This window comes from Blautia acetigignens (genome assembly GCF_025566865.1).
GTDB classification, from domain to species: Bacteria; Bacillota; Clostridia; order Lachnospirales; family Lachnospiraceae; genus Blautia_A; species Blautia_A acetigignens.
Genome location: NZ_JAOQJM010000001.1, coordinates 119,383 through 139,245, shown reverse-complemented (window position 1 = coordinate 139,245; position 19,863 = coordinate 119,383). Strand labels below are relative to the sequence as shown.

The 19,863-nt window shown below is 44.8% G+C and carries 15 protein-coding genes and 1 riboswitch; all 15 genes read left to right on the top strand.

Features of this window, described 5'->3' with window-relative positions:
• Positions 1 to 39 precede the first annotated feature (39 nt).
• The 15 genes from OCV70_RS00640 to OCV70_RS00570 all read left to right on the top strand — a co-directional run bounded on the left by OCV70_RS00640 (position 40) and on the right by OCV70_RS00570 (position 19,612).
• Positions 40 to 1,362, top strand: a complete 1,323-nt coding sequence (locus tag OCV70_RS00640; protein ID WP_173766051.1) for a sensor histidine kinase — start codon at positions 40 to 42, stop codon at positions 1,360 to 1,362.
• A 120-nt stretch (positions 1,363 to 1,482) separates the two neighbouring features.
• Positions 1,483 to 2,358, top strand: a complete 876-nt coding sequence (pdxS, locus tag OCV70_RS00635; protein ID WP_021924740.1) for a pyridoxal 5'-phosphate synthase lyase subunit PdxS — start codon at positions 1,483 to 1,485, stop codon at positions 2,356 to 2,358.
• A gap of 1 nt (position 2,359) precedes the next feature.
• Positions 2,360 to 2,944, top strand: a complete 585-nt coding sequence (gene pdxT, locus OCV70_RS00630; RefSeq protein ID WP_173766049.1) for a pyridoxal 5'-phosphate synthase glutaminase subunit PdxT — start codon at positions 2,360 to 2,362, stop codon at positions 2,942 to 2,944.
• A gap of 307 nt (positions 2,945 to 3,251) precedes the next feature.
• Positions 3,252 to 4,556 carry an O-acetylhomoserine aminocarboxypropyltransferase/cysteine synthase family protein gene (locus tag OCV70_RS00625; RefSeq protein ID WP_173766047.1) on the top strand — a complete coding sequence of 435 codons (1,305 nt, stop codon included), beginning with the start codon at positions 3,252 to 3,254 and terminating at the stop codon, positions 4,554 to 4,556.
• Between the two features lie 261 nt (positions 4,557 to 4,817).
• A complete protein-coding gene (locus tag OCV70_RS00620; RefSeq protein ID WP_147342980.1) occupies positions 4,818 to 6,464 on the top strand; it encodes a bifunctional diguanylate cyclase/phosphodiesterase in 1,647 nt (548 codons plus the stop codon).
• A gap of 242 nt (positions 6,465 to 6,706) precedes the next feature.
• A complete protein-coding gene (locus OCV70_RS00615; protein ID WP_262578975.1) occupies positions 6,707 to 7,309 on the top strand; it encodes a polyphosphate polymerase domain-containing protein in 603 nt (200 codons plus the stop codon).
• Between the two features lie 18 nt (positions 7,310 to 7,327).
• Positions 7,328 to 7,999 (top strand): DUF4956 domain-containing protein, encoded by a 672-nt coding sequence (locus OCV70_RS00610; RefSeq protein WP_173766043.1) that lies wholly within the window; start codon positions 7,328 to 7,330, stop codon positions 7,997 to 7,999.
• A gap of 58 nt (positions 8,000 to 8,057) precedes the next feature.
• Complete coding sequence (locus OCV70_RS00605) at positions 8,058 to 9,851, top strand: CotH kinase family protein (protein WP_202031036.1); 1,794 nt, start codon at positions 8,058 to 8,060, stop codon at positions 9,849 to 9,851.
• A gap of 215 nt (positions 9,852 to 10,066) precedes the next feature.
• Positions 10,067 to 11,032: a hypothetical protein gene (locus OCV70_RS00600; RefSeq protein WP_173766041.1), complete on the top strand. Its 966-nt coding sequence runs from the start codon at positions 10,067 to 10,069 to the stop codon at positions 11,030 to 11,032.
• Between the two features lie 93 nt (positions 11,033 to 11,125).
• Positions 11,126 to 11,335: riboswitch (cobalamin riboswitch) on the top strand.
• A 98-nt stretch (positions 11,336 to 11,433) separates the two neighbouring features.
• Positions 11,434 to 12,528, top strand: coding sequence for an ABC transporter substrate-binding protein (locus tag OCV70_RS00595; protein WP_021924732.1), 1,095 nt, complete (start codon positions 11,434 to 11,436; stop codon positions 12,526 to 12,528).
• Positions 12,529 to 12,542: 14 nt separating this feature from the next.
• Positions 12,543 to 13,607, top strand: a complete 1,065-nt coding sequence (locus tag OCV70_RS00590) for a FecCD family ABC transporter permease (RefSeq protein ID WP_330385645.1) — start codon at positions 12,543 to 12,545, stop codon at positions 13,605 to 13,607.
• Entirely contained in the window at positions 13,604 to 14,359 is a 756-nt protein-coding gene (locus tag OCV70_RS00585; RefSeq protein WP_021924730.1) for an ABC transporter ATP-binding protein, read from the top strand. The genes OCV70_RS00590 and OCV70_RS00585 overlap by 4 nt, the downstream gene beginning before the upstream one ends.
• Before the next feature lie 18 nt (positions 14,360 to 14,377).
• Positions 14,378 to 14,731 carry a CGGC domain-containing protein gene (locus tag OCV70_RS00580; RefSeq protein WP_021924729.1) on the top strand — a complete coding sequence of 118 codons (354 nt, stop codon included), beginning with the start codon at positions 14,378 to 14,380 and terminating at the stop codon, positions 14,729 to 14,731.
• 169 nt (positions 14,732 to 14,900) lie between these two features.
• Entirely contained in the window at positions 14,901 to 15,617 is a 717-nt protein-coding gene (locus OCV70_RS00575) for an ABC transporter ATP-binding protein (RefSeq protein ID WP_021925731.1), read from the top strand.
• Between the two features lie 8 nt (positions 15,618 to 15,625).
• Positions 15,626 to 19,612, top strand: a complete 3,987-nt coding sequence (locus OCV70_RS00570) for an FtsX-like permease family protein (RefSeq protein WP_173766089.1) — start codon at positions 15,626 to 15,628, stop codon at positions 19,610 to 19,612.
• The last annotated feature ends 251 nt before the right edge of the window (positions 19,613 to 19,863 follow it).

Here is a 19,863-nt window from a genome sequence, read left to right as displayed (position 1 = left end):
AACTGTCCGCGGAGCCGGATATTCTCTGGAGGAAACCACATGCTGAAGAAAATGAGATGGCATTTTATTCTGGCGGCTATGGCAGCAGTGTTTATCATGCTGGTGGTGGTGCTTGCCGGAGTCAATGTGTGGAATTACCACAACACCGCCAGTCGCGCAGACCAGAGGATACAGGAAATTTATACCTTTGAGGCTGGCAATGGGGCTGATGCAGCCGGGGAAACGGGGTCAACTGCAGATGCCAGTAAAAATTCAGAGATTCCGCCTGTAAATGCAGCAAATACATCAAATCCTCCTACAGGACAGACAGAAACTCTGCCGCCAGTGTTCCCAGGTCCGGGACAGGAACGCGATCCGGAGGCACCATATACTACTCGCTTTTTTCTGGTAAAGCTGGATGAAAACGAAGAGATAACGAAGGTTTCTACAGACTTTATCGCATCTGTTACACAGGAAGAAGCCAAAGAATACGCCCAGAATATCTTAAATGGAAAAAGAAAAAAAGGTTATTATAAAAACTACAGATTTCAAATACTATCAGATAATAATGGCAAAATTGTTATATTCCTAAATTGCTCGATGGAGCTGCATTCTGCCTGGAATGTATTGTTGATTTCCTGCCTGATGGGCATAGTGTGCTTTTTTATTGTGTTCCTTCTGGTGCTGCTTCTTTCCAGGCGTGCCATGAAACCCTACATCCGAAATATGGAGCGCCAGAAGCGTTTTATTACAGATGCAAGCCACGAGATCAAAACCCCTCTGACATCCATTGCAACCAGTGTAGATGTGATCGAAATGGAACACGGAACAGACGAATGGACAGACAACATCCACAAGCAGACAGCAAAAATGTCCAGAATGGTGGCAGACCTTGTTACTTTGTCCCGTCTTGATGAGGAAAATCCTTTCCCTGAAAAGATTGAATTTTCCTTAAGCGATGCAGTCTGGGAGGTAGCAGAACCTTTTGCTTCTCTTGCGAAAGCACAAGGTAAAGCCTATACCCAGCGGATCGAGGAAAACCTGACCTTATGCGGAAATCCAGATTCCATCCGCCAGCTGATTTCCATTCTTCTTGACAATGCACTGAAATATTCGGATGAACATGGAAGCATCCGCCTGGATGTATACAAGGTTCATGGGAAAACCAAAATAGAGGTTTTTAACACCTGTATTTTGGAGGATACCAGAAACCTTTCCCGGCTGTTCGACCGCTTCTACCGTCCGGACGATTCCCGCTCTCAAAAGACAGGCGGTACCGGAATCGGGCTTTCCATTGCGCAGGCAGTGGCAGAAGCCTACGGCGGGAAAATCAAAGTGCACAGTAAGGATGGGAAGTCTATTCTTTTTCAGGTAAGTATTTAAAAAATCCTCACCCATTTACCAAACTGTCCCTTTAAATTATCTGTAAATTGGATATTTATAAAAGTACAGTACTCCTGTATGCTTTCAAGCAAACAAATTTGCATACAGGAGGAATTTAAAATGAGCCAGGAAAGATACGCATTAAATAAACAGCTTGCACAGATGTTAAAAGGCGGAGTTATCATGGATGTTACCACACCGGAGCAGGCAAAAATCGCAGAGGAAGCAGGTGCCTGTGCCGTTATGGCACTGGAGCGCATTCCGGCAGACATCCGCGCGGCAGGCGGCGTTTCCAGAATGAGCGACCCGAAAATGATCAAAGGAATCCAGGAAGCAGTTTCCATTCCTGTTATGGCAAAATGCAGAATCGGACATTTTGTGGAAGCACAGATTTTGGAAGCAATCGAGATCGACTATATTGATGAGAGCGAGGTTCTTTCTCCGGCTGATGATGTTTACCATATTGACAAGCGCCAGTTCAAGGTTCCGTTCGTATGTGGAGCCAAAGACCTTGGGGAGGCACTTCGCAGAATCGCAGAGGGTGCTTCCATGATCCGTACCAAAGGTGAGCCGGGAACGGGAGATGTGGTACAGGCGGTAAGACATATGCGCATGATGAACAGCGAGATTGCCAAAGTAGTTTCCATGCGTGAGGATGAGCTTTTTGAGGAAGCAAAAAACTTAAGAGTACCATATGATTTGATTGAATATGTACATAAAAACGGCAGACTTCCGGTTGTAAACTTCGCAGCAGGCGGTGTGGCAACTCCTGCAGATGCAGCTCTGATGATGCAGCTTGGAGCAGAGGGCGTATTTGTCGGTTCTGGTATTTTCAAATCCGGTGACCCGAAAAAACGTGCAGCTGCGATCGTGAAAGCAGTTACCAACTATCAGGATTCCAAAATGCTTGCAGAGCTTTCCGAAGACCTTGGTGAGGCTATGGTTGGAATCAACGAGCAGGAAATCCAGCTTCTGATGGCAGAGAGGGGCAAATAAGATGAAAATCGGAATCCTTGCAGTACAGGGAGCCTTCGCAGAGCACAGAGCCAAGCTGGAAAAATTAGGGGCACAGTGCGTAGAACTGCGAAAGAAGGAAGACCTGGAAAGCGGCTTTGACGGGCTGGTACTTCCAGGCGGGGAAAGCACAGTACAGGGAAAGCTTCTTCGTGAACTGGACATGTTCCAGCCACTGAAAGAAAAAATAGAAGCCGGAATGCCGGTGCTTGCCACCTGCGCAGGACTGATCCTTCTGGCAGACCATCTTTCCAATGATGAGCATGTGTATTTCGGAACCATGCCAGTAACAGTAAAGCGAAATGCCTACGGCAGACAGCTTGGCAGCTTCCACACAATCCAGGAGATGAAAGGAATGGGAGAAGTTCCCATGACCTTTATCCGTGCTCCTTACATTGAAAAATGCGAAGAAGGTGCAGAAGTGCTGGCAGAAATAGAAGGAAACATTGTGGCGGTAAAATACAAAGAGCAGTACGGCCTGGCCTTTCATCCGGAGCTGGATGAGGATGATACCATCCACAGTGCTTTCCTTGAAAGTATTAAAAAATATAAAGCATTAAGTAAATAAATATGCTCCGAATCCAGGCAAAATCCTCCGCAAATTGTAACATAGTATTGGCAGAAGATTTTGGGCGGCACTCTTTGAACAGAACAGAAAAAACAATTCCAAAATATCTGGCTATAGAAAAAATCTATAACTAGATATTTTTTTTACATATTGGACAGACAATCCCCAGTATGTTACTATGCATTCATCAACAAAAACAAAGCAGCAACAAAGAAAAAAGCAAAAATCAATAACAAAAACAACATTAAATAAAAAAATTCACTGGCAAGCTTATTTGCTAAGAAGAAAAGATACGGAGGAAAAGAAAATGGCAGATATTAAAGATTCCAAAAACTGGGGATTTGAAACAAAACAGTTACACATCGGACAGGAGCAGGCAGACCCGGTAACAGACGCAAGAGCTGTTCCGATCTACGCATCCACATCCTATGTATTCCACAACTCACAGCATGCAGCAGACCGCTTCGGACTTCGTGATGCAGGAAACATTTACGGAAGACTTACAAATCCAACTGAAGATGTTTTCGAGAAGAGAATCGCAGCTCTTGAAGGCGGCGTTGCAGCATTGGCAGTTGCTTCCGGTGCAGCCGCAATCGCCTATACATTCCAGGCACTTGCAAAAACAGGTGAGCACATTGTAGCTTCCAAGACCATCTACGGCGGAACTTACAACCTTCTGGCACATACCCTTCCACAGACAAACGGCGTTACCGCAACATTTGTAGATCCGGAAGTAGAAGGTTCCTTCGAAGCTGCAATCCAGGAAAACACAAAAGCAATCTTTATTGAAACACTTGGAAACCCGAACTCCAACCTGATTGATATCGAAGAAGTTGCAAAGGTTGCACATAAACATAACATTCCGCTTGTAGTGGATTCTACATTTGCAACACCTTATCTGGTTCGCCCGATCGAGTATGGCGCTGACATTGTGGTTCATTCCGCAACTAAATTTATCGGCGGACATGGTACAGCAATCGGCGGTGTAATCGTAGATAGCGGAAACTTTGACTGGAAAGCATCCGGCAAATTCCCGTGGATTTCTGAGCCAAACCCAAGCTATCACGGAATTTCCTTCGCAGAGGCAACTGCTCCGGCAGCATTTGTAGCCTATATCCGTGCCATCATCCTTCGTGATACCGGTGCAACACTTTCTCCATTCCATGCATTTTTGTTTTTACAGGGACTGGAAACTCTTTCCTTAAGAGTTGAGCGTCACGTAAGCAATGCACTGAAAATTGTAGATTACCTGTCCAAGCATCCGCAGGTTGAGGCTGTACATCATCCGTCTCTGGAGAGTGAGCCAAGTCATTATCTGTACAAGAAATACCTTCCAAACGGCGGCGGTTCTATCTTCACATTCGAGATCAAGGGAGACGCCAAGACTGCACAGAAATTTATTGATAACCTTGCAATCTTCTCCCTGCTTGCAAATGTTGCAGATGTAAAATCTCTTGTCATCCATCCTGCAACAACTACACACAGCCAGTGCACAGAGGAAGAGCTTCTTGACCAGGGTATCAAGCCAAACACAATTCGTCTTTCCATCGGTATTGAGAAAGCAGAAGACCTGATTGCAGCTTTGGACGCAGCATTTGAGGCAGTAAAATAAGACTGGTCATCCATAGCCAGGAAACATTTTTCCAGGATATAAAACTATAATGTAAAAGAACAGGCATCATATTTTCCAGAATGAGGGAATATGGTGCCTGTTTTTTGCATATAAAAGTATCGTAACACGATTATGTATTGATTCCTTTATATTTTCTTAATATTTTTCAGCAAAATTGTCAAAAAAAGTAGACGTCATCTAACAGAGTATGGTAAAATATAATTTCAAAAAGGAACGTGAAAGAGGGAAGGCGTGGTTTTTTTGATAGACATATCTAATCTGGACAGCCACTTATTTGAAATGCTGTCTCAGACTTCAGATAATCTGTATATTTATATGGCAGACCTGGAACGGGATTTTTCCAGATGGTCCAAATCAAGCGTGGATTATTTTAATCTGCCGGGAGAATATATTGCAGACACGGCGAACGAGTGGGTGAAGCATATCCATCCCCAGGATCAGCATATCTTTCTGGAAGATATTGGAAGGATTTTCGCGGGAAAAAGCAACCGCCACAATTGTGAATACCGTGCGCTGAATAAATACGGCAAATATGTGTGGGTGAAGTGCCAGGGAGTTGTGGAGCGCCATGAGGATGGAAGCCTGGGGCTTTTTGTGGGAACTATGATGAATCTTGGAGTGAATGCCAAGTTTGATCAGCCAACAGGCCTGTACACATTTCATGAGCTGAAGAAGCAGCTGCCTGTGTTTATCAATCAGGGAATGGAGGGGGCCATTCTCTTATTTGACGTGGACAGACTGCAGAGAATCAACGATCTTCTTGGATATATGGTGGGAGATGAGGTTCTTCAGCTTCTGGGACAGAAGTGCCATGAACTGGTGGGTGTTACCTTTTACCGTGGTCAGGGAGGCAAGTTCTACTGCATTACCACAGATCTGGATCGGGACAAAATAGAATGGATCTATCAGCAGGTGAAACGGTTCGGAGAGGAAGTTCCAAGGGAGATGAAGCTGGAGATCCAGCTGACTATTTCCTGCGGAGTGGCATTTTTCCCCCAGGATGCAGAGGACTTCGAGACTTTGCATGCCAATGTGGAATATGCCCTGGAACAGGCGAAGAAGGACGGCAGAGGCTGCATTGCCCAGTTTTCTGGCAAAATGCACAGGAGAACTGTGGAGCAGTTCCAGCTTCAGGAGGTGTTAAGGGAGGCAATTGCCAATGAATTCCGTGGATTTTCCCTGGTTTACCAGCCGTTGATCAGAGGAGAGAAACAGCAGGTTTACGGCGCGGAGACATTGATGCGTTTTTATCTGCCAGATGGAAGTATGGTTTCCCCTATGGAGTTTATTCCCATTCTGGAAGAGGACGGAACCATCCGCGAGGTGGGAGAGTGGCTTTTGAATGCAGCCCTTGCCCAGGCGGCTCTGTGGCGGAAGGAGAATCCGGATTTCGTAATTTCCGTGAATGTTTCCTATATTCAGATGCTGCAGCCGGGATTTCGTGAGATGGTCACCAGGATTCTGGAGGAATCCCAGACACCAGCTCAGTCTCTGATCCTGGAGCTTACAGAAAGCTGCAAGGTCTCAGATCCAAACAGGCTGCAGGATGATTTTGAATATTTCAAGAACCTGGGAATTAAGATGGCGTTGGATGATTTTGGCACGGAGTATTCCTCCATTGCACTGCTTCGCAAGCTGAAGCCCCAGCTGATCAAGATCGACCATACTTTTGTACGTTCCATTCAGGATGACGAGATGGATCAGGCAATTCTGGAATATATTATGAACTTAAGCAAGCAGACCAAGATCCAGGTTTGCGTGGAAGGCGTGGAGAATGCGGAGATTCTGGCCGTGGTACAGAGCTATCAGCCGGAGCTTCTGCAGGGATATTACTATTCTAAGCCATGTCCTGCAGCAGAGTTCTATGAGAAATATTTTGACAGATAAAGCTTATTTGAAAAATTGAGAAAGAGGCCTTGTGTTTTCTGTTTTGAGAGCATGAGGCCTTTTTGTATGCTTTGAAAGAGGCGCTTTTCGTTGGCGGGGAGTTGGAAAGTGCTGATGCAAGTTTCGCAGAATGGTCACAGAGTTTTTCAGGTTCATTTCAGGTTGGGCTTCTATAATCTCAAAAGACGATCGGGACGGTCTGGAATTTTGGGTCGGCGGTTCCGGGAAGGGAGGTAAAACGGATGGATGCAAAGGAAATAAAACCAGGCGTGATAAGGCCGGCAGGCCATTATCGCCATGAGCTGAAATATAACATTACTTACTGGCAGTATCTGCAGCTTCGAAGCCGTTTTCGTCAGGTGATGAAAACAGATCCGCACACAGAGGCGGATGGGACCTATCAGATTCGCAGCATTTTAAAAGATAACAATCTTTGCATGAAGGTAAGTGCAGGACTGAAAGAGGCTGAGTGCAGGATGCTTCTTGCAGGAAATCTGGAATGGATGAGAAATCATCCTTCGTCTTTAGTTCAGGAGCTTTACGGGAAAATGAAGTACCAGCAGTTAAGACCAAGGGTACTTGTTTCCTATACAAGAGAACCGTATATTTATGCAGCCGGAAATGTGCGGATCACCTTTGACTGGAATGTACGGACCACCATGTATCACCAGAAGTTTCTGGAAGAGAAGGTGTATGATGTGGAAGCCGTGCAGTGTCCGGGAGAAATGATCATGGAAGTAAAATATGATGCATTTTTGCCCAGGGTGATACAGGATCTGATCCAGATGGACGGAGTGCGGCAGCAGTCTTTTTCCAAATATGGGGCGTGCAGGAACTATGGATAATACAGGAGGAATTGTAAAGTGACATTTAATGATATTTTTAAATCCAGTTTTCTGGAAAGTATAACAGAATTTTCAGCAGTGGACACTCTGATTGCTATGGTGGCGGCGCTGGTGATCGGAATGTTTATTTTTGTAGTTTATAAGAAGACGTTTAACAGTGTGATGTATTCCACAGGATTCGCTATGACCCTTGTGGGGATGACTATGGTGACAACCCTGGTAATTCTGGCGGTAACGTCAAATGTGGTGCTGTCTCTTGGTATGGTAGGTGCACTTTCCATCGTGCGTTTCCGTGCGGCAATTAAAGAGCCGATGGAAATCGTCTGTCTGTTCTGGGCAGTGGCAGCCGGAATTGTGATCGGTGCGGGAATGCTGCCGCTGGCAGTGATCGGTTCTGCTATTATCGGTGTGATTCTTATTCTTTTTGCCAACAAAAAAATACATGACAATCCATATCTTCTGATTCTGAACTGTCAGGACGAAAATGCAGAAAACACAGCTCTTTCTCTTATGAAGGAAGCAGTGAAAAAATATGCAGTGAAATCAAAAACAGTAAACGCGCAGGGAATCGAGTTCACAGCAGAGATCCGCATGAAAGACGGGGAAACTGCATTTGTAAACCGTCTGAATGAAATAGCAGGTGTGGAAAATGCAACTCTGGTAAGCTATAACGGTGAATATATGTCCTGACAGGAGGGAAAAGCACATAGTTACAAATAAATATATAACAAGGATTGCATCTGTAATCATGGCTGCGGCAGTGATTCTGTGTCTTATGGCTTCTCTTTTTTCTGATAAGCTTCAGGAAGTCTATGGAAACAATGCGGTCACAATGAAATATGAAAGCAAGCTGTTTAGCACAGATCAGATTATGGATATTGATATTCTTATGGACGAGGATGACTGGAATAATATGCTGGAAAATGCTATTTCCGAGGAATATTATTCCTGCAATGTGGTGGTAAACGGCAAGACCTTTTATTCTGTTGGAATCCGGCCAAAAGGAAACACAAGCCTTTCCTCTATTGCAAATGATCCGGATACTGACCGGTACAGCTTTAAGCTGGAATTCGATCATTATATAGAAGGGCAGACATGCTATGGACTGGATAAGCTGATCCTGAACAACAATTATGCAGATGCTACCAACATGAAAGAGGCAATTGTTTACGACATGTACCAGTATCTTGGTGTGGATGCTTCTTTATATAATTATGCAAAAATTAGTGTAAACGGAGATTACCGGGGTGTTTATCTGGCACTGGAAGCAGTGGAGGATAGCTTCATGCTGCGAAACTACGGAACGGAGGACGGAAATCTGTATAAGCCGGAGAACATGGGCGTTGGCGGCGGTATGGATGGAAAAGACGGTGACGGCTGGCAGATGGGAGAAAAACCAGATGGAGAGGACTTTCCGCAGAAGGGAGAGATACCAGATGGAGAGGACTTTCCGCAGAAGAGAGAGATGCCGGATGGAGAGGACTTTCCGCAGAAGGGAGAGATGCCAGATGGAGCGGACTTTCCACAGAAGGGAGAGATGCCGGATGGAGCGGACTTTCCGCAGAAGGATGAGATGCCGTATGGCGAGGACTTTCCGCAAATGGGAGAAGCTCCCAATGGAGAGGCAGCAGATATCAAAATGGGAATCATGGGTGGAAATGGCGGCTCAGATCTGAACTATACAGATGATGATCTTGACAGCTATTCTACAATCTGGGATGGTGAGATCACAGATACGGATAAAAAAGACCACAAGCGGGTGGTAGAAGCCTTAAAAAATATCAGTGAAGGTACAGATTTGGAAACCTATATGGATGTAGATAATATACTGAAATATATGGCAGTTCACACCTTCGTGGTGAACGATGACAGCCTTTCTGGTACTATGGCGCATAATTATTACCTGTATGAATATAATGGCAAGCTGAATATTTTGCCATGGGACTACAACCTTTCCTTTGGCGGTATGTCCATGGGCGGTAAAATGGGAGGTCAGTCCTTGGGAGCAACTTCGGTGATCAACGATGCCATTGATATGCCATTTTCCATTACTGATTTTTTCGATGCCCTTCTGGAAAACGAGGAATATCTGGAACAGTACCATGGGTATCTGAATGAACTTGTGGAAAAATATGTGAATGGTGGTGAGTTTGAGAAAACTTATGAGAGAATCCGCAGCCAGATTGATGACCTGGTAGGAAATGACCCCACTGCTTTTTACAGCTATGAAGAATATGAGGAAGCCGCAAATATGCTAATAGAAGTGGTACAGCTTCGGGCAAAAAGCGTCAGCGGCCAGCTGGCAGGCACTATTCCATCCACAGACGAAGGCCAGCAGCAGGATTCTTCCAACCTGATTGATGGCTCAGACATTGATCTTAGTGTAATGGGCAGCTTTTCCGGTGGGGGAGGCGGAAACGAAGGTCAGGGAAAGGATAATGGCTTTGCAGGCACGCCCCAGCCTTTCGATGCAGGAGATGTTTCTCCGATATCTGAGGAAAAAGCTGATTTACAGGACTCCAATCAGGATAGTGTAAAATAAGAAAAAAACGGAACTGCGAAATCTATACTGCATTGTAAAGATTAGATAAGTAAACTTCATCGGCCGATAAAAATGCTTGTCATAATAGAGTGAATCCGTTATAATTTTTTATATATAAGATGCAAGAATAAATAATATTCAGATAATTACAACGGTGAAAAGAGGAAAACGTAGTCATTGTAGTTATGCAGAATTATATAAAGGGGGATTTTACTATGACAAAGATGAAGAAATTGTATTTACCCGTTCTTACCGCGGCAGCCATTACATTTTCCATTTTCGGAATGCCAAAGAAAGCAGAGGCATCCTGTAATACCTATCAGGTAAATGTAGCCAAGGGCTATCTGGCTCTTCGTACAGATACAGCCTTTGACAGCAGAAATGAGATTGGAGAGCTTTACAATGGAGATCTGGTAGAGGTGATGGATTATACAGGTGCCACCGGCTACTGGTATGTATACTCACCGAAGTATGATACCTTTGGTTATGTGAATAACGATTATCTCAATTCTATTTCTTCTTCAGTATCGGCTTATGATACCATGTGGACCGTAAGTGTGGAGAAAGGCTATCTGGCTCTTCGTAATGCGGCATGCTATGACTCTGCAAATGAGATCGGCAAGCTGTATTCCGGCGATAATGTGTGGGTTTGCGACAGCAGCGATTCTACGTACTGGTATGTATACTCACCGAAGCTGAACTGCTATGGCTTTGTAAATCAGGAATATCTGTATACGAATGAAGATATGGATGCGGGAACCAGCTATTTCGGTGAGACTAGAATGGTCAGCGTATCCAAGGGTTACCTGGCACTTCGCAATATGAAGGCTTATGATGCTTCCAATGAGATCGGAGAGCTTTACACCGGAGATGTAGTCCAGCTTCTGGAGACCAGTGATCCCAAGTACTGGTATGTATATTCTCCGAAATATGATAAGAATGGTTTCGTGAACAAAGACTACCTGGTAGGCGGCAGTACATTCGCTACCAAATCTGTCAGTGTATCCAAGGGTTATCTGGCACTTCGCTCTGCCATGAGCTATGATGAATCCAATGAGATCGGAGAGCTTTATACCGGTGACACCGTAGTGGTAATTGACTCCAGTAACTCTCAGTACTGGTATGTATATTCCACTGGTCTTATGATGTATGGCTATGTAAATAAAGATTATCTGTACTGATTTACTGATCATTTGAAACGCTGCTGTTTTTATAAGACAGCAGCGTTTTTTTTATTGTATTTAAAAGACAGGTGTGCTAAACTTACAAAGTAATTGAATTTTGTTAAGTGAACAGCATGCCGGAGACTTTTTATAAGCTTTGGAAATGCTGCTAGAGGGAACCAGGGTAAGAGCCTGGACGGTTGCGGCCACTGTAAGCAGGAAGGTGTACTTCAAAATGCCATTGCATACCTATATGCGAGAAGGCGGGGAACACCATTATAACCTGTAAGTCAGGAAACCTGCTTGGCAAAGTAAGAAGGAGCTTCCGTTAAAAGTATCCCTTTTAGCTGTCGCAATGACAGCTTTTTTGAAGCCCCATCTTTTCGGTTACAAAACAAACGAAAAGAGAGGAAAAACAAATGAAAAACAAAGAATTATCCAGAAGAATCATGGCACTTGCAATGGCAGCAGCTTTGTCTGTATCTGTAAGCCCGGTTGTTTATGCCGCAGAGCGTGCAGACGCCCAGACTATCAAGGAAGACAACCAGCCGACAGCTGACGCCGAAGAGAGCGCAGAGGAAGCAGAGGGTACAGCAGAGGAAGGTACCAAAACCGAGTATCCGCTGACCATCACTACCTATGATTATGACGGAAACGAAATCGAAACTACCTATGAAAAAGCACCGGAAAAAGTTATTGCTGTATATCAGGGAAGTATTGAGACTATGCTCTCCCTTGGACTTGAGGATCGCCTTGTAGCAACAGCAGGTCTTGATAACGAAGTTCCGGACGATCTTAAAGAAGCATTCTCCAAAACAAATTATCTTGATGAATTTACCCCATCCCTTGAAACTGTAACCATGCTTGAGCCTGACATGATCCTTTCCTGGAGTTCCCTGTTTTCAGACAAGAACCTTGGAAATGTAACAAATTGGATTGACAAAGGCTGCAACACTTATTACAACTCCAATACACGCCCTGGCGGAGCTAGAACTCTTGAGAACGAGTATACAGATATTCTGAACCTTGGTAAAATCTTCGATGTTCAGGACAAAGCAGAAGCAATCGTAGACAACATTAAAGATGTAATCAACAACACTCTTGAGGCAACAAAGGACGCTGAAGAGAAACCAACCGTTATGGTTCTTGAGCCATTAGGAGAGAACATTACAAACTACGGCGCAAGCAGCCTTGGCGGAGATATGGTTACACAGCTTGGTGCAACACTTGCAAACCCGGATGCTTCCACAGTTGGAAAGGAAGACATTATCGCAGCTAACCCGGATGTTATTTTCGTCGTTTACATGCCATATGCAGGAGATGATCCACAGAGTGTTATGGACAGCCAGCTGGCAGTTATCCAGGAGGATGAAGCTCTTCAGAGCCTTGATGCGGTAAAGAACGGTCGTGTTTACCCAATCATGCTCAGCGAGATGTATGCAAGTGCAACCCGTACCCAGGATGGAATCGAAACCTTTGCAAAGGGCTTATATCCAGACGCAGCAATTGACTAAGTGAGGAAACAACAGTGAAAAAAGAAAAGGTTGTCCGCACATCTATGTATGCGGCAGTGCTTATTTTTCTGATACTGTTTCTGGTGTTTTCCGTGCTTGCAGCAGTTACCTTTGGAAATGCAGACCTGTCTTTGAAGGATGTATACAGTGTGATTTTATATAAGCTTTTTCACATCAAAAGTCTGGCCGCTTATGGAGAAGGGGCAATACATGATGTGGTGTGGCTGATCCGTCTTCCAAGGGTGCTGCTTGCACTGGCAATCGGAATGGCACTTTCCGTGTGCGGAGTGGTGATGCAGGCAATCGTGCAGAATCCTCTTGCAGATCCCTATGTGCTTGGAATTTCTTCCGGTGCCTCTCTTGGGGCAACCCTTGCAATCATGCTTGGCATAGGAAGCTTTCTTGGCGGAAACTCTGTGGGAATCTGTGCATTTATCGGAGCTATGCTTACATCATTTGCAGTTATCGCTATTGCAAACATGGGTGGAAAGGCAACGTCTGCCAAGCTGATTCTTGCCGGAATGGCCATTAGTGCGGTATGTTCTGCTTTTTCAAATTTTGTAATTTACATAACAAATGATAAAAACGCTGCTACAGAGGTTATGAAGTGGAACATGGGAAGCCTTGCGGGGGCAAGCTGGGCAAGAGTGGGTGTGATGCTGCCGGTTACTCTGGTGTGCGTTCTGCTTTTTCTTACACAATATCGAAGCCTGAACCTGATGCTTCTGGGGGATGAGGTATCTATTACTCTTGGAACAGACCTGCACAGATTAAGAACAGTATATCTGGTGGTAGCTTCTGTAATGATCGGATTTGCGGTATACTGTGCCGGAGTTATCGGTTTTGTTGGACTTGTGATCCCTCATGTTGTGCGGATCCTTTTCGGAACAGATCACAGTCGCCTCCTTCCACTTGGGGCACTTCTTGGTGCCGCCTTTCTGATCTGGTGCGATGTGGCATGCCGCGTGATCCTGAAAAATTCTGAAATGCCTCTTGGAGTTTTGGTTTCCATTATCGGTGCGCCTTGCTTTATTTATCTGCTGGTGAAAAAATCCTATGGCTTTGGAGGAAGAAAATGAGAATAACAACAGAAGATATTCGGGTTGGTTTTCATACCAGGCAGATTTTGAAGGGGATTTCTGTTGATAGTGGAAATAAAGAACTGGTTGGGATCATTGGACCAAACGGAAGTGGAAAATCCACTCTTTTGAAGTGTATATACCGTGTACTGAAGGCTGATTCAGGGGCTGTTTATCTGGACGGGGATGAGCTTTATTCCATGAATGCAAAAAGCTCTGCAAAGAAAATGGCAGTGGTAGCCCAGCACAACTATTATAATTTTGATTTTAGCGTGCGGGAGGTTGTTCTCATGGGACGCGCTCCCCACAAAAAGGCACTGGAACGAGATAATGCAAAGGATTATCAGATTGTAGAGGAAGCTTTGCAAAGGGTTCAGATGGAGCAGTTTGCGGACAGAAGCTTTTCTACATTGTCTGGAGGCGAACAGCAGAGAGTCATTCTCGCCCGTGCCCTTGCACAGCAGACCCCTGCACTGATTCTGGATGAGCCCACCAATCATTTGGATATTACTCACCAGATTATGCTGATGGAGCTGGTAAAAACGTTGGATGTAACCGTGATTTCTGCAATTCATGACCTGAATATTGCAGCTGCATACTGCGACAGGATTTATATTCTGAAGGATGGGGTCCTGGAAGCCTGCGGCACACCAGCAGAAGTGCTTACTCCTGAAATGATTAAGAAAATCTACAAGGTAGACGCAGAAGTGGCTTACGACAGCCTGGGAAAAATGCATATTTTATTTTTGTGACGATGCTTTGGTGAAAAAATGGAAAAAATAGGAATACTTACCTGTCTTCACTCTAATGATGTCTGTGCCAGGGTGGGGTGTCTGTCCTCCTTTTGGCAGAGAAAGGATTTCTTTGCAAAGTATGCTGAGGATACCATACTTGCAGCCATGCTTACCTGCAACGGCTGCAAGGGTGATAATCCTTCAGAACCGGAAGAGGATAAAGGAATCCTGGAAAAGCTGGACCGGCTTGTAAGTGAAGATATTGAAATTGTACATGTAGGTGTGTGCCGTCTTATGGATGATAAAAAGGAATGTCCGAGAATGACAAAGATCTGTGAAATGATAGACAGTCGAGGAATTCAGGTAATAAGAGGTACGCATAGAGAATGAAAGGAAGAGCGGAAAACCGCTCTTTCTTTCATATACGAGGAGATTGCGCATAGTCAATAGAGAAATTTCACATTTTTTTAGATTGAACAAAAAATAGGGCAATGCTATACTAAATATAATAAGATGTTTTTCAAAACATCAGAAAAATCGGAAACAGGAGCGTGATAAATTGCAGGATACCAACGAAAATTATATTCAGCTTGAAAAAGTATCTAAAATATATGGAACAAAGGAAGTAAAAATCATAGCGGTAGATGAGATCAGCTTTAACATTTCCAAGGGCGAGTTTGCCGTGATCGTAGGTCCAAGTGGTGCCGGCAAGACAACCGTTCTGAATATTCTTGGAGGAATGGATACTGCCACCAGTGGCAAGGTCTGGGTAGATGGGAAAAACATTGCCAAGTATAATAATCGCCAGCTGACCAGCTACCGAAGAGATGATATTGGCTTTGTCTTCCAGTTTTATAATCTGGTGCCGAACCTGACTGCGCTTGAGAATGTGGAACTGGCAGGGCAGATATGTAAGAACCCTATGGATCCGAAAACGGTTTTGGAAGAAGTGGGATTGAAGGACAGACTTGGGAATTTTCCGGCACAGCTGTCAGGCGGAGAGCAGCAGAGAGTTTCCATAGCAAGAGCTCTTGCCAAGAATCCAAAGATGCTTCTTTGCGATGAGCCAACAGGTGCGCTTGATTATCAGACCGGTAAGGCGATTCTGGGACTTTTGCAGGATATGTGCCGTCAGAAAGGGATGACCGTGGTAGTTATTACCCATAACTCTGCGTTAACTCCTATGGCAGACCGTGTAATCCGAATTAAGAATGGCAAGGTAGCACAGATGACACTGAATGACCATCCAACTCCGGTAGAAGAAATTGAGTGGTAGGTGAACGAATGAAAGCACTTAGAAAAGAATTCTGGATGGAAATCCGAAGAAGTAAGTCAAGATTCATTTCCATCCTTCTGATCGTAGCCCTTGGAGTGGCATTTTTCTCCGGTATTCAGGCGTCCTCACCGGATATGCGTTATTCCGGGGATGCTTACTATGACGAGAGCAGTCTGATGGACATTAAGGTTGTGGGCACTATGGGACTGACCGCAGAGGATGTAACGTCCATTGAAGAGATAGACGGCATAGAATCTGCTGAAGGGGCCTGGTCCACTGATGTAATGTGCGGGGAAGGCCAGAAGCAGAAGGTGCTTCACATTGAATCCCTGAATGAGACGGTGAATAAGCTGGATATTCAGGAAGGACGGTTTCCGGAAAAAGAAGGAGAGATTTTCCTGGATGGAACCTTTGCTTCTGCCAATGAGTATCAGGTAGGAGATACCGTGGCTTTGCGGGAGGGAGAGGACAGTTCCCTTCTTGTGAATACGGAATATACAGTGGTGGGAACAGGAAGAAGTCCCCTTTACATTTCCTTTAACAGGGGAAATACCACTCTTGGAACCGGTGAGGTCAATGGATTTGGCTATGTGCTTCCTGAGAATTTTGACCAGGAAATTTATACCCAGATTTATGTGATCGTTCACGAGGCAAAGGATCTTACCAGCTACACAGATGGCTATGAGAATCTGATTGCCAAGATCAAGGACAGGGTGGAGAATATTGCAGATGACCGCTGTGCCATCCGTCTGGCGGCCGTGAAGGCAGATGCCCAGGAAGAAATCGATGATGCCCAGAAGAAGCTGGACGATGGTAAGAAAGAGGCGGACGAGAAGCTTGCCGATGCCAGAGAACAGCTGGAGCAGGGGGAGAAGGAGCTGGCGGATGGTAAAAAGGAATATGAAGAGGGCAAAAAGCAGCTGGAGGATGCGAAGAAAGAAATCGCAGATGGAAAAAGTCAGCTTGCAGATGCCAAAAGCCAGCTGACAGACGGAAAAAATCAGCTTGCAGATGCCAGAAACCAGCTTACTTCCAGTAAAAGTCAGCTTGATAGCGCCAGAAATCAGCTGGATGCGGGCTGGAATCAGGTGAATGCAGCAAAGGCAGAACTTCTGGAGGGACAAGATAAGCTTACTAAGGCAAAGGCTGAGGTAGAGAGCGGTTTTGCTGAAGCAGAGGCAAATCAGAAGACGCTGGAGGAAAATGCGGCCAAATTAGAAGAAGCGAAGAAGCAGATTGCAGATGGCGAAGCTCAGCTGGCACAAGCAAAGCAGACTCTAAATGAGAAACAAACTCAGCTTGATCAGTCAAAAGCGGAGCTTACAGCCGGGCAGGAGCAGCTTGATGGCACCAAGGCTCAGCTAAATGAGCAGAAGCAGCAGCTTGAGGCCGGGCTTTTACAGGTATCCGAAGGGGAGACTAAGCTTCAGGAGGGATTAACTGCTCTTGAAGGAGCAAAAGGCCAGCTGGCTCAGCTGCAAAGTCAGCTGTCAGCAGCACAGGAACAGTATAATGCTGCTCTTGAAAACGAGGCGATTTCGCAGGAAGAAAGGGACAGCCTGGCAGCACAGGTGTCTGAACTGGAGAGTCAGGCAGCTGCTGCACAAAGTCAGATCGATGAAAACACAGCGTCCCTGGAGGCGAACAGGCAGCAGCTTATAGCATCAAGAAGTGAGCTGGAAAGTGGTCTTGCAGCTGTAGAAGAAGGATTTTCTCAGATTTCGCAGAAGGAAACTGAGCTAAATGAAGGATTAAGTCAGCTTGCAGAAGGCCAGGCACAGCTGGCTGCAGGCTGGGAGGAGCTGAAGCAGCAGGAAAGCACTTTGGCAGCATCAAAGGCAGAGACAGAAGCCGGAGAGAAAGAGCTTTTGGATGGTCAGGCGCAGCTGGAAGCTGCAAAGGCTCAGTTAAACAGTGCCCAGCAGGAAATTGATGAAAATACAAAGACCATTGCAGAAGGTCAGGCGAAGCTGGATGCCAGTGTGTCAGAACTAAGTGCAAATGAGCAGCAATATGCTTCCGGCCTTGCACAGTATAAATCGGGCCAGCAGCAAATTGCAGAAAATGAAGCAAAGCTGGTGTCCGGAGAAAAAGAAATCACTGAGAATGAAAAAAAGCTGACAGATGGCGAAAATGAAATTGCTGAGAATGAGAAGAAGCTTCAGGATGCGGCAGAGGATCTGAAAAAAGGAGAGAAAGAGCTTAAAGACGGCAGGAAAGAGTACGAAACCTCCAAAAAAGATGCGGAAGATGAGATCGCAGAAAACGAACAGAAGCTGGCGGATGCAAGGAAAGAGCTGGATGAGCTTGAAGAGCCGGAATGGATGGTTACAGACCGTGAGGATCTTCCGGAATATTCAGATTACGGAGATAATGCAGATCGTCTGAAAAGTATTGGTCAGGTTTTCCCGGTTATCTTCTTTCTGGTAGCAGCCTTGATCAGTCTTACCACTATGACCCGAATGGTAGAGGAACAGCGAACTCAAATTGGTACTTTAAAGGCTCTTGGATACAGGAAGCTGGCTATTGCAGCCAAATACATTTGCTATGCACTGCTGGCAACAGTCGGCGGAAGCATTATGGGAATGCTGCTTGGAGAGAAGATTATTCCATATGTCATCATAACCGCATATGGAATCATGTATCACAATGTTTCAAATACGATTTCCATTGATTATCAGCTTAGCTTTGCGTTGATTGCTTCCGGGGCTTCTATTGTATGTACTGTTGGGGCTACCCTTTTTGCCTGCGGGAAGGAGCTTCAGGAAACTCCCGCATCCCTAATGCGTCCTCCTGCACCAAAGGAAGGAAAAAGGGTGCTTCTGGAGCGAATTACATTTATATGGAAGCATCTAAGCTTTTCCTGGAAATCTACTATTCGAAATCTTTTCCGTTATAAGAAACGTCTGATTATGACGGTATTTGGAATTGCCGGAAGCATGGGGCTGATGCTGGTGGGATTTGGAATTCAGGATTCTATCAGTGACATTGCTGCGATTCAGTACCGGGATCTCCAGCACTACACAGGAATGATTATAGAGGATGAGGATTCCACAGAAAAGGAAAAAGAGGAGCTTCTGGATTTTGTAAAAAATAATAATGAGATTGCACATTGCAACCGGGTACAGATGACAAAAATCAGTGCGCCTAAGGGAAATTCCAATATCAGCATTTATCTGTTTGTGCCAGAAAGTCTGGACGAGTTTGCAAAGGATGTAACCCTGCAGAATCGTATTACCGGAGAAAAGTATGAGCTTACAGATGAGGGGGCTGCCATTTCAGAGAAAACAGCGAACCTGTTGAATCTGAAGGTGGGAGATACGATCACATTGGAAAAGGCAGGGAAAAAATATACAGTAAAGGTGGCAGTAGTTACAGAAAACTATATGAGCCATTATCTTTATATGACCCCACTTGTTTATGAACAGACCTTTAAGGAAAAAACGGATTATGAGAATATTGTATTTACTGTGAAGGCAGAGGATAAGGATTCGCTGGAAAAAGTGGGAACAGAGATTCTTACCTGTCCGGCTGCTCTTAGCATTAGCTATACAAGCAGTCTTTCGGCGCAGGTTGATCGCATGCTGAGTACTTTGGATGTGGTAATACTGGTATTGATCGTTTCAGCCGGAATGCTTGCTTTTGTAGTGTTGTACAATCTGAATAATATTAATATTACAGAACGGCAAAGAGAGCTTGCAACCTTGAAGGTCCTTGGCTTCTATGATGGCGAGGTTTCGCAGTATGTGTTACGGGAAAATGTGATCCTTACAGCTCTTGGAATTGTGTTTGGATCCATATTTGGAATCCTGCTTCACAGATATGTGATTACTACCGTGGAGGTGGATGCTGTTATGTTCGGAAGAAATATAAAGCCAATGAGCTTTGTATATGGCGGAATTCTGACCAGTGTATTTTCAGCTGTGGTAAATGCAGTTATGCACTTTAAGCTGAAAACCATTAATATGGTAGAATCGTTGAAGAGTGTGGAATAAAGTGCAGCCTGAGCCTTTTTCAAACATGCTCTAAGGCATTCTTTGATATTTCCATGAGGCTTTGGTATAAATTTTGTAATTGTAAAGTTTCGGAAATATGCTTGACAAGTGGAAAAATTACAATTATAGTTATAGCCATAAAAGGAGCGGCTTTTTTCAGATGATACATCAGAAAGTGTGACAGCCGCAGCTAAAGGCATTGAAGAAGAGGAGTAAGCGTATGTCCTCCCAGAGAGAAATGTCCGGGGAAG